The 11105-nt window shown below is 66.8% G+C and carries 8 protein-coding genes; 2 read left to right on the forward strand and 6 right to left on the reverse strand.

The window, feature by feature from the left end; all coding sequences use genetic code 11:
• Positions 1-3396 (forward strand): UvrD-helicase domain-containing protein, encoded by a 3396-nt coding sequence (locus JDV75_RS02740; protein ID WP_198737734.1) that lies wholly within the window; start codon positions 1-3, stop codon positions 3394-3396.
• Between the two features lie 18 nt (positions 3397-3414).
• Here the strand turns inward: JDV75_RS02740 and JDV75_RS02745 are convergent, their stop codons facing one another.
• From JDV75_RS02745 to obgE, 3 genes are all read right to left on the reverse strand, one after another.
• Positions 3415-4329 (reverse strand): D-isomer specific 2-hydroxyacid dehydrogenase family protein, encoded by a 915-nt coding sequence (locus tag JDV75_RS02745; RefSeq protein ID WP_198737735.1) that lies wholly within the window; start codon positions 4327-4329, stop codon positions 3415-3417.
• A gap of 262 nt (positions 4330-4591) precedes the next feature.
• Positions 4592-5743, reverse strand: a complete 1152-nt coding sequence (gene proB / locus JDV75_RS02750; RefSeq protein WP_198737736.1) for a glutamate 5-kinase — start codon at positions 5741-5743, stop codon at positions 4592-4594.
• Between the two features lie 92 nt (positions 5744-5835).
• Positions 5836-7350, reverse strand: a complete 1515-nt coding sequence (obgE, locus tag JDV75_RS02755) for a GTPase ObgE (protein WP_198737737.1) — start codon at positions 7348-7350, stop codon at positions 5836-5838.
• 266 nt (positions 7351-7616) lie between these two features.
• On the opposite strand from obgE, the gene JDV75_RS02760 reads away from it, so the two are divergent.
• The gene (locus JDV75_RS02760) at positions 7617-8495 is read left to right on the forward strand and encodes an SDR family oxidoreductase (RefSeq protein ID WP_198737738.1); all 879 of its coding nucleotides are present in this window, start codon (positions 7617-7619) and stop codon (positions 8493-8495) included.
• A gap of 113 nt (positions 8496-8608) precedes the next feature.
• Here the strand turns inward: JDV75_RS02760 and JDV75_RS02765 are convergent, their stop codons facing one another.
• The 3 genes from JDV75_RS02765 to rplU form a co-directional block, all read right to left on the reverse strand.
• Positions 8609-9778, reverse strand: a complete 1170-nt coding sequence (locus JDV75_RS02765; RefSeq protein ID WP_198737739.1) for a Fic family protein — start codon at positions 9776-9778, stop codon at positions 8609-8611.
• Positions 9779-10315: 537 nt separating this feature from the next.
• Positions 10316-10582 (reverse strand): 50S ribosomal protein L27, encoded by a 267-nt coding sequence (rpmA, locus tag JDV75_RS02770; protein WP_198737740.1) that lies wholly within the window; start codon positions 10580-10582, stop codon positions 10316-10318.
• Between the two features lie 48 nt (positions 10583-10630).
• Positions 10631-10936 (reverse strand): 50S ribosomal protein L21, encoded by a 306-nt coding sequence (rplU, locus tag JDV75_RS02775; protein WP_198737741.1) that lies wholly within the window; start codon positions 10934-10936, stop codon positions 10631-10633.
• Positions 10937-11105: the final 169 nt, after the last annotated feature.

Genomic DNA, 11105 nt, shown 5'->3' on the forward strand with positions numbered 1-11105 from the left:
ATGACCGCACCCACGCTCCAGGACGACGCAGCACGGCGGACCATCACGACCGCCACCGACACCAACCTCTTCGTCGAGGCCGGCGCGGGATCGGGGAAGACACATCTCCTCGTCCAACGCCTGATCACCCTCATCGCGGAGGAAGGAGTCCCCGTCGACCACATCGCGGCGATCACCTTCACGGAGAAGGCCGCGGGCGAGCTCGCCGAACGGCTCCGCCGCGCACTCGAATCCATCGCCTCGACCGGCGTGCACGACTCGGGCATCGCGGTCCGGCGCTTCGCCGACACCGACACCGCACGCCGGAACGCCCGGGCCGCCCTCGAGCAGCTTCCCGCGGCGGCCATCGAGACCCTGCACGCCTTCTGCCTGCGCATCATCACCCTCCATCCCCTCGAAGCGGGTGTCCCACCGACCATCAGGGTCGCCTCCGACTTCACGAGCCTCCTCGCGTCCGATGAACTCGCCGCCGGGTTCCTCGCTCTCTGCGACGAGACGATCAGCGGCAGCATCCCGGATCTGACGGAACTGCCCAACTGCCGGGTGAGCGGCGCGCGGTTCGCGGAGAGCCTCGCCGCCCTGTCGGTTCACGGGGACTGGTTGACCGCCGTGCGGGACCGTGTCCGGTGGATGGACGAGCACTGGGGCGACCTAGGCCCCACGATCGCAGCTCCCCTCGTCAAACCCGAACCGATCGGCTCCCGGGACGTCGACGACTACATCCGGCGCCTCCGCGAACTCCTCCGGAACTGCACGAACGGCGAGGACAAGTTCGCCGTCACCGTGGCCACGTGCCTCAACAACGCGGAGGCACTGCTCGCCCACCCCGACCCCGCACCGGAGGACCTGGCACCGCCGTCGTTCTCCAGCGGCCGCGGCGGCAGGACCGCCGACTGGTCGATCCCGATCCAGGACGCCAAGGACCGGTTCCGCGACATCGGCGAGGACTGGGCGGCCAGGTACGCGGAGATGCCGGCGTACCACGTGAGTGTGGTGCGCCACGTCATGGCCTGCCACGTCGTCGACACCGCGCAACGCCGGATCAACGGCGGCACACTCGACTTCCACGACCTGATCTACGTCGCCGACCGACTGCTCACCGGACAACCGGGAGCGGTCGGGGACATCGCCGCGGACACCCGCGAGACCGTCCGCGGCGAGCTCCACCGCCGGTTCACCCACCTGCTGATCGACGAGTTCCAGGACACCGACCCCGCGCAGCTCCGCATCATCCGGGCGATCGCGGGCAACGGCGGAGATCCGCTCCCCGGCCACCTGTTCACCGTGGGCGACCCCAAGCAGTCGATCTACCGTTTCCGACGCGCCGACATCGACTCCTACCTCGATGCACGAAACACCGGACGGTCCGAGCTCGTCGAGCTCACCACGAACTTCCGTTCCTCCGCCCCGGTCATCGACTGGGTCAACGGTGTCTTCTCCACCCTGTTCGCCGACGCCGGGACCACCGGCGAGGGACAGGGGAACACCGTCCCCTTCGCGGCACTGACCGCGCGCCCGGGTGCCCCGGTCGAGGATTGCGGCGTCGTCGTGATGAACAACAACCGCGACAACGAAGAAGAACTCACGCCCGAGGAAGCGGAGAACAGGGACATTGTCACGGCCGTGCGTGCTGCCCTGGCAGGCCGGTGGCGCCACCACCCGAGAGGATCCGAACCGGGTGAGTCGGCTCCGCTCCGGCTCCGCGACATCGCCGTCCTGTCCGTGACGCACAAGGCGGCCCGGGCGACGATGGCCGCGCTGCGGGACGCCGGTATCCCCTGCATCAGCGAGAATTCCTCGCTGGTCTACCAGGGCACCGAGATCGTCGACCTGCACACCGTCCTGCGGGCGATCGCCGACCCGGCGGACGAATTCACCGTGGCTGCGGCACTCCGCACCGGCCTCATCGGTTGCTCCGACGGGGACCTCGCAGACTGGCGGGCCGACGGTCACCGGTTCCGGTTCCCCCGGAACTCGAACGACGGCGACGAGGGCTCCGTCTCCCCGTCAGCCGTGGCGGAGGGACTCGACCTGCTCGGGACACTCGCCGGGGCGACGTCCGGGCAACCCGTCGGCCGAATCGTCGCCACGACCATCGACGCGCTGAACATGGACGCCGTAGCCGCCGAACTCCGACGCGACCCGACCCCGGCGCTCCACCGGATCCGCACTGTACGGGACAACGCCCACGAGTACAGCCGGGAGGTCGGCGGAGACCTGCGCGGTTACCTCGAGTGGTCCGATACCCAGGCGATCACCAGCTCCCGGGTCGCTGAGCCGGTCATCGACACCGAGGACGTCGACGCCGTCCGGGTGCTCACCGTGCACGGCGCGAAGGGACGCGAGTTCCCGATGGTGATCCTCGCCGGACTCAGCGGCCGGAAACGTACCCACACCGCGGACATCGGATTGAACAGGGCGACCGGCGGCACGGTGGCGATGCGGCTCAGCGCCAGCTGCACGCAGCTGCGCACCCCGGAATGGGAGGCCTGGTCCGAGACAGAGAAGCTCGCGTCGGAGGCGGAGTGGATCCGACTGCTCTACGTGGCGGCGACCCGCGCGGAATCTGTCCTCCTCATCCCGCTGGAACCCGCCCTGACCGCCAAGGGGAAACCCCGCAGGGACTGCGCCGGATACCTCCTGCACGAACTGCTGGACCCCGGGAAAGTAGAATTCGCCGGACTGGCGGACATCGCACCCGCAGCGACCGCGGGCTCTCCGGCCGCCCGACGGCCGGACGAACTCGAGCGCGACACCCGTGAGGTGGACGCCGCCGTCCTGTCGGCCGTGAGCCGTCCGGGCCGGGCGGCGGTCACCCGACTCGCCCACGGCGATCCCGCCCTCACCGACCTCCCGGACGACTATCCGGCCCCCGCCGACGGAGGCACCGGATTCCGGCTCGCCGGGGCACCCGTGTCAAAGGACCACGGCACCGCGTTCGGTACCGCGGTGCACCGGGTCATGGAGCGCGTCACCGATCCCGGCGAAGTCGAGGAACTGGCCGCCGGTGCGGCACGGCTGACGGGACTCACCGACCTGGAGACGGCCTCCGTCCGTGGCGCAGCGGAGAGCTTCCTCTCGTCCCCGCTGATCCGGCGCGCGCTCGCTGGCGAACACCACCGGGAACTGGCCGTCGCCGGGTGCGTCGGGGACATCACCGTCGACGGCATCATCGACCTGATCTACCGCGACGACGACGGCTGGGTGATCCTCGACTACAAGACCGACGCGGGGCTCAGCGCGAGCACCGCCGACGAGTACTTCCGGCAGCTGGGGCTCTACGCCCACCTCATCGGCGAGGGGCTGGGTGCCCCGGTGACCAGGCTGGAACTGGCGGTGGCGCGGAAGGGACAACCCGAGATCATCACCCGGTACAGGGCGCACCTTCCCGGGTGAGCGGAACCCCGCGGTGGGTCAGTAGCCGCGGTCCGGGTCCACCTCGGTGGGCATCCGCTCCCCCGCTTCGAGGGCGTCCAGGTTCGCAAGCACCGCGTCCGGCATGAGGCGCTGCATGCTCCTGAAGGTGTTGGCCGTGTGCGGGGTGATGACCACGTTGTCCATCCCCCACAGCGGATGGTCGTCGGGCAGCGGCTCGGGATCGGTGACGTCCAGGCCCGCCGCCCGGATCTGCCCCTCCTCGAGGGCGGTCACCAGATCATCGGTGACCACCAGCGGTCCGCGTCCGACGTTGATGAGTACCGCGGTGTCCTTCATCAGCCCCAGGGTCCGGGAGTTGATCATCCCGCGGGTGGCCTCCGTCAACGGTGCCGCGAGGATCACGTGGTCCGCACGGCGCAGAACATCGTCGGTGTGCTCCGCGGTGACGGTCTCCGCTGCGCCCTCCACGGGCCGCCCGGAGTTGTTCACCGCGATGACCTCGCACCCGAATCCGGTCAGCATGGGAATCAGATCATGCCCGATTCCACCGGCACCGATGACGGCGACGGTCGCGCCGAACAGCCATCCGGTCCCCTCGTGGACATCGGGTGCGGAGTCGAACGTGCGCTCGCGGGCGACGTGCACGTGCATGTGCAGCGCGGAGAGCAGCAACGCGACCGCGGACTCGGCGACGGGGCGCCCGTAGACACCGGAGGCGTTCGCCCAGCGACGGGTGTCGTCGATGAGACCGGCGTCGAAAAATGCGTCGATGCCCGCGAGACACAGCTGGACGAAGCGGATGTTGTCCGGCAACGACTCGGGGAAATCACCGGGCACGCCGTTGAACACGAGGAAATCGGCGTCGGCGAGATCCTCCACGCGCTGGTGCCCGCGGCCGGACAGCGCCTCCACGATGCTGTCCCACTCCCGTGTCCCCATGACGTACTTCATCTGTGGCCGTTCCTTTCCCACGCCAGGATATGCCCGGCGCGGCGTCGAATCGTGTGTTGTCGCTCCAACCTAGCCGCTTCCCCCGGCAGCAGGTGCGCGTTTTCACCCCGGCACTCGCGACGGGGGTTCCCGGGTTCCGGCGCCCCGACGCCGAGGCACTCGGGCGGACACCGCCGCAGGTGCGGGGCGTGTGTGGTGGATTCCGGCCACCGGGTTCCGCCGGAGCCTGTGTTGCGCGGGTGGCGACGGAATCGAGCGCCATTCAGGCCCGTGAGGCGTAGTCCGACAGGTAGTCCGCGTGCACCACGGGGCGCTGCATGCCCTCCGGGAGCTCGGAGGTCTGCTTCCCCAGCATCGGGGCCAGCGTGTGGGCGTCGTAGGCGACCTCACCGCGACCGATGACCTCCCCGTCGGGGCCCACGATGTCGACGATGTCTCCCGAGTGGAACTCCCCGTCGATGCTCGTGATCCCGACAGCGAGCAGCGAGTTGCCGCCCCCGGTCACCGCGCGCACCGCTCCTGCGTCGATGCGCAGGGTACCGGCGGTGTCCGCGGCGTAGAGCGCCCAGAACTTCCACGCCGAGATCCTCGTCGTCTTCGGGTGGAACACCGTGCCCACGTCGCCGGTGTCGAGTGCGGCGCCGATCTGCTCCGCGGAGGTCAGCAGGACCGGTACCCCGCACCGGGAGGCGAGGCGCGCGGCCGAGACCTTCGACGCCATTCCCCCGGTACCGACCCTCCCGCCGTCGCCGGCGACGACGTCACGCAGGTCGTTGCCGTCGCGGATCTCACCGATGAACCGCGCCGCCGGATCGACCGGGTTCCGGTCGTAGAGTCCGTCCACGTCGGACAGCAGGTAGAGGGCCTCCGCACCGGCGAGGTGGGCTACGATCGCCGCCAGCCGGTCGTTGTCGCCGAAGCGCATCTCGGAGTGGGCGACGGTGTCGTTCTCGTTCACGATGGGCGTCACCCCGAGCAGGCGCAGCCGGTCCAGCGTGCGCTGCGCGTTCCGGGTGCGGTCGCGGCGACCGGCGTCGGAGGCGGTGAGCAGAACCTGCGCGGTGGTTCGCCCGTAGCGGGCGAAGGACCGGCCCCACTCGTGCGCGAGATACACCTGGCCCACCGCCGCGACCGCCTGCTTGCCCGCGAGATCGGTGGGTCGCTCGGTCATGTTCAACGGACCCATCCCCGACGCCACCGCACCGGAGGACACGATGATCACGTGTGTTCCCGCCCCCTGGCGCGCCTGCACCGCATCGACGATGCGGTCGATCGCAGCCGGGTCCACCCGGTTGTCCGGCCCGGTGAGGGATGAGGAACCGATCTTCACCACCACACGGCGCGCGGCGGTGATCCGGGTCCGCAGAGCGGTCTCGGCGTCGGATCGGGAGGGGGAAACGGAAGTCCTCGTCATGTTGGACAGTCTAGAGCCAGTATCCGGATACGCCGGACGCCTGCCCTCGGGAAGTGGACCTCCGGGAGGGACGGGCGTCGTCATGTGGTGGGTCAGCCCTGCCAGCGCTCGCGGTCGGCTTCCTCGCCGTCGCCGAAATCGAACTCGTCGATGAGACCACGGCGCACCTGGGAGGCGCGCTTGCGCTCCGCGGCGGACACGCGGCCGGTCTGCTCGAGGCGGCCGTCAGTACCGCGACCGGTCGGGGTGAGGTCCACGCCCGCGGCGGTCATCGGTTCCCACTCGAAGGACAGCTCGCCGATGGTCACGGTGCAGCCGGCCTTGGCACCCGCCTTGAACAGGGCGTCCTCGACGCCGAGCTTCGCCAGCCGGTCGCCGAGGAATCCGACGGCCTCGTCGTTCTCGAAGTCGGTCTGCCGGATCCAGCGCTCGGGCTTCTCGCCGCGGACGAGGAAGGCCCCTTCCTCCGTGGGATCGGCCTCGATGACGAAGTCCCTGGTCTTACCCTTCGCGTCGACGGGCTGCGGACGCACGATGGTGCGGGCGTCGGACTCCGCGATCGGGTTCTCCCGGCGGTGGTTCTCAACCATCTCCATCAGCTTGTACTTCAGGGGCTCGAGACCCTTCTGGGCGACGGCGGAGATGACGAACACAGGCCAGCCGAACTGCTCCTCCAGGTCGGCGCGGACGAACTCGGCGAGCTCCTCCGCCTCCGGGATGTCGGCCTTGTTGAGGATGACGATCCGCGGCCGATCCCGCAGATCCCCCAGACCGGTGTCATTGTCGAGCGCGGACTCGTACGCGGCGAGCTCCCCCTCGAGCGCCTCGATGTCACTGGCCGGGTCGCGGCCCGGTTCGAGGGTGGCTGCATCGACGACGTGGGCGAGTACCGCGGTGCGCTCGATGTGCCGGAGGAAGTCCAGGCCGAGGCCCTTGCCGGTCGATGCACCGGGGATCAGACCCGGTACGTCGGCGATGGTGAAGGTACCGTCGCCGACGTTGACCACACCCAGGTTCGGGCGCAGCGTGGTGAAGGGGTAGTCCGCGATCTTCGGCTTCGCCGCGGAAAGCACACTGACCAGAGACGACTTGCCCGCCGACGGGAAACCGACGAGTCCGACGTCGGCCATCGACTTCAGCTCCAGGATGACGTCGTGCTCCTCACCGGGCTCGCCCTTCAGGGCGAAGCCGGGGGCCTTGCGGGCACGGGACGCCAGCGCCGCGTTACCCAGGCCGCCGTGCCCGCCCTGGGCCGCGATGTAGCGCATCCCGTTCGAGGTGAGGTCGGCCATGACCTCACCGTCCTCGTTGAGGACGACGGTGCCGGCGGGGACCTCGAGGACGAGATCCCCGCCCCGGGCACCGTTGCGGTGGTCACCGGCGCCGTTGCCGCCGCGGGAAGCCTTGATGTGCGGACGGAAGTGGAAATCGAGGAGGGTGTGCACCTGGGGCGACACCTCGAGGATGATGTCCCCGCCGTGCCCGCCGTTGCCGCCGTCGGGGCCGCCGAGGGGCTTGAACTTCTCACGGTGGACGGAGGCGCAGCCGTTCCCGCCGTCGCCGGCGGACAGATGCAGGACCACGCGGTCCACGAAACGGTTGCTCATAACGTTGAAAGGCTTTCTTGTTGAAGAAAAATGCTCCCTCCAACCTACCGAACACGCGGTTCACGGCCTACTTCCGAAGGGACGCGGTACTCCGGGACTCCCGGTGCCACCCGACCCGGCGGTGGTGCCGCCGCCGCTCGCTCGGCCGTTTGACCGGTGGATCCCGCCGCTCGTCCCCCTCCTCCCGCGTCGGTGACCGGACCGTTCACCCGGTGCCCGGGCGTAGGCTCGGTCCCGTACAGCAAATTGGATCACGGGAGTGGAAAATGCCTGATCGACCGGTCACCGTCGTCGGAGCGTCCGGGTACCTGGGACGTCATATCGTCGCGGACCTCGACAACCGCGGGCACCACGTCCGTGCGGTCGTCCGCGATCCCCACCGCGCCGCTCAACCGGGCCCGCACGGTGCGCCCGCTCTGACCGGAACGCACACGGAGCTGGTTCGCGCCGACGTCACCGATCCGGCGCAGGTGACCGGAATCCTCGGAGGTTCGGGCCGGGTGTTCTCCGCACTCGGGGTGACCCACCAGAAGGCGAGCCCGTGGGACGTCGATTTCCGGGCGAACCTCGCGGTCCTGCGCGAGGCCGAGCGCAGCGGGGTGGAGTCGATGCTCTATGTGGGCGCGATCGGGATGGAACACGGAACCTCGCTGGTCGCGAGGTCCAAGACCGCCTTCGTCGCGGCGTTGGAGTCCTCTCCGGTGGGCGGTCGGATCGTCAACCCTTCTGGGTATTTCTCCGACATGGCCGCCTATGTCACGCTCGCCCGGAGGGGAGTCGTGTTCCGTCCCCCGGACCCGGGCCTCCGGCTGAATCCGATCCACGGGGCGGACCTCGCCGCATTCTGCGCGGACCTTTCCGGGGCGCAGACGGGCCGGGACCCGATCCGGGTCGAGGTTGGCGGACCGGATGTTCTGACCGCCAGGGACGTCGTCCGACTCGCCGCGGACGCTGTCGGAACCGAACCACTCACGCTGCGGATACCCGGGTGGGTTCTCGACGGGGCGGTCTGGACCGCGACCCGGATCAGCGAGCGCCACGGAAACCTGGCCCGGTTCTTCGCCGAGGCGATGACGGGTGACGCTGTCGGACAATGCACGGGGACCCACCATCTGGCCGACTGGTTCGCGGAGGTCTCAAGATGAGGTGAACCACGACGCCTTGTTCAGCCGGTCACCCCAGTTCCACCCGGATCCCGCAAAATTCGCAGACTGCCAGCTCCACGATTGGTGAAGCAACGCGGAGGCCGCGCAATGGTCTAACGTTCGACATCTCGTTCCAGAATACCGAGTACCTCGGTCGCCTCCCAGTATTCCGCCGCTCCACGACCGAACTTCCCCCTACTCGTGATCCAGGCATACTCCGGGGAGGACGCGAGGTTGAGTACATTTCGAGCTCCTTGATTCGAAATGCCGAGTTCATTCTGCACCTTTTTCACGGTCACGATCGGCATACCGATCAAAATGTCAGCAAGGCCGTACAGATTGGGTTTTCCGCTGCCCCTCGCCTGTTCTCGGAATCTCTCCCGGACTTCCACTAGGCCTTGTGCGCGCTCGACGGCATCAATCGACTGATCTCGGACAGCCTCAAGGAAGAACCGCAGCCAAGGAACCACGTCTCCTTCCTCTCGGACAGCCTGGAGTGTCTCGTAATATCGATCCCGGTTTCTCTCAAAATAGCCTGAGAGATAGAGCAGTGGCTCGTTCAACCTGCCCGAACTCTTGAGAAAGAGATTGATCAGGAGTCGTCCCATTCTCCCGTTCCCGTCAAGGAAGGGGTGAATCGTCTCGAACTGATAGTGCATGAGGGCCGCTCTGATGAGTACCGGAATGTCGTTGCGCTCCTCATTGACATAACGTTCCCAGTCAGTCAGCAGAGCAGGTAGTTCATCGGCGACGGGAGGGACGAACCGAGCGGTATTCAAAGTCGCTGATACTCCACCTATCCAAACTGGGCTTCGTCTCAGTTCACCTGGATTCCTTTCAGCTCCCCTTACATCGCACATTAGGTCAGCGTGCACCTGACAAATCAAGCGCTGACTAATCGGTAGTGACTCCAACAACGTATAGGCGAGTTTTGAAGCTGAGAGATAGCGCTGGACTTCTCTCGTATCGTCACTGTTCTGGCTCTGCGACAACTCGCTCTTCAGAACATCTGAAATGGTCGCTCTCGTACCTTCAATCCTGGTACTCGCCACTGCCTCAGCCTGCTGATACGGACGTATCAGCAGGCTGACATCTTTAACAATCGAGCCCAGTCCGTCAAGTCTCCCGAGCGCTGCGTCCGCTTCTGACAGGATCGCCATCAATTCCGCCGATTCAGGCAGCTTGCGTGGTATTTTCTTGGGGAGATAATAATCGAAGGGTGGACCTATCCGGCAGGTACGAACCTCTCCAAATTTGGAGGCCCGGTACTGTTCCCTATCCATCAATTTCCTTCTTCGGTAGTTTGGTGCGCTGCCTTACAGGCCCAGCGCCCGGGAAAATACTGCACAGCGTCTCCAGACGCTCACTATCTGCTCTGGGGCATCCGGGATGCCCATGGAACGAGCCTACCGAGGACGCGGGATCAGTGGGAGTACCGGCGAACCATCCAATCTATTTCTCCGATCACGTCCATATCCAGAGATGCAACACAGTTACCCATGGCCCCTCCGACTCCGGACCCCGACCCCAGCTTCCCAACCGTTGGGAAGTTCCCCACCACGCTCCCAGAAAAACCCCACATCGTGGGAAGTATCACCTCAACTTCCCAACCGTTGGGAAGTTCCCCACCACGCCCATCGGAATACCCTACATCGCGGGAAGGCGATATCGGTCAGCCACCTTGAAGGCGAAGGTGTCGGAAGCCCATCGACGACCGCCGCTCGCTAGCGACGAATGTCATGGAACGCGAGAACGGCACCCACCCCCTTGCCGGGGAGCGGGTGCCGTTGAAACGCTTCGTCGGGAAGCCGATCGGGGTACTAGACCGCTGCCGGAACTTCCTCGACGATGTTGATCAGGCGACGGTTGCGCTTGGTGGAGAACTGCACGGAGCCCGCCTTCAGAGCGAACAGCGTGTCGTCGCCGCCGCGTCCGACGTTCTCACCGGGGTGGAACGAGGTACCGCGCTGACGGATCAGGATCTCGCCGGCCTTGACCCGCTGACCACCGAAACGCTTGACGCCGAGACGCTTTGACTCGGAATCGCGACCGTTGCTGGAGCTGGAAGCACCCTTCTTATGTGCCATTGTCTGTCTCCCTCCTTCAAAGGAAAAGATCGATGAAAGCCGGCAGGCTTACTTGATGCCGGTGACCTTGATGACGGTCAGCGGCTGACGATGGCCCTGACGCTTCTTGTATCCGGTCTTGTTCTTGTACTTGAGAATGCGGATCTTCGGGCCCTTGGCGTGCTCGACGATCTCTGCGTTGACGCTCACCTTGGCGAGCTGGTCAGCGGCGGTGGTTACTTCGGCGCCGTCGACGAGCAGAACCGGGGTGAGAGCCACGGACGAACCCGGCTCACCCTCGATCTTCTCGACCTTGACGAGGTCACCTTCGGCAACCTTGTACTGCTTGCCGCCGGTCTTGACGATCGCATACATAGGAGGGCTACCCCTTTTTCTAAAACTCGGATGAGTGCGCCGCCGGTGGGCGGCAGCACCTTCAATGGACTGTGTTGAACACTTGCGTACCAGACCTCACGGCCCGCGGTGAGGCGGCCGTGCGCACGGCGGATAGTGCACGCCGACACGGTCTGGAACAGCGACTGTC

This window comes from Corynebacterium meridianum (assembly GCF_016342265.1).
Taxonomy (GTDB): Bacteria; Actinomycetota; Actinomycetes; order Mycobacteriales; family Mycobacteriaceae; genus Corynebacterium; species Corynebacterium meridianum.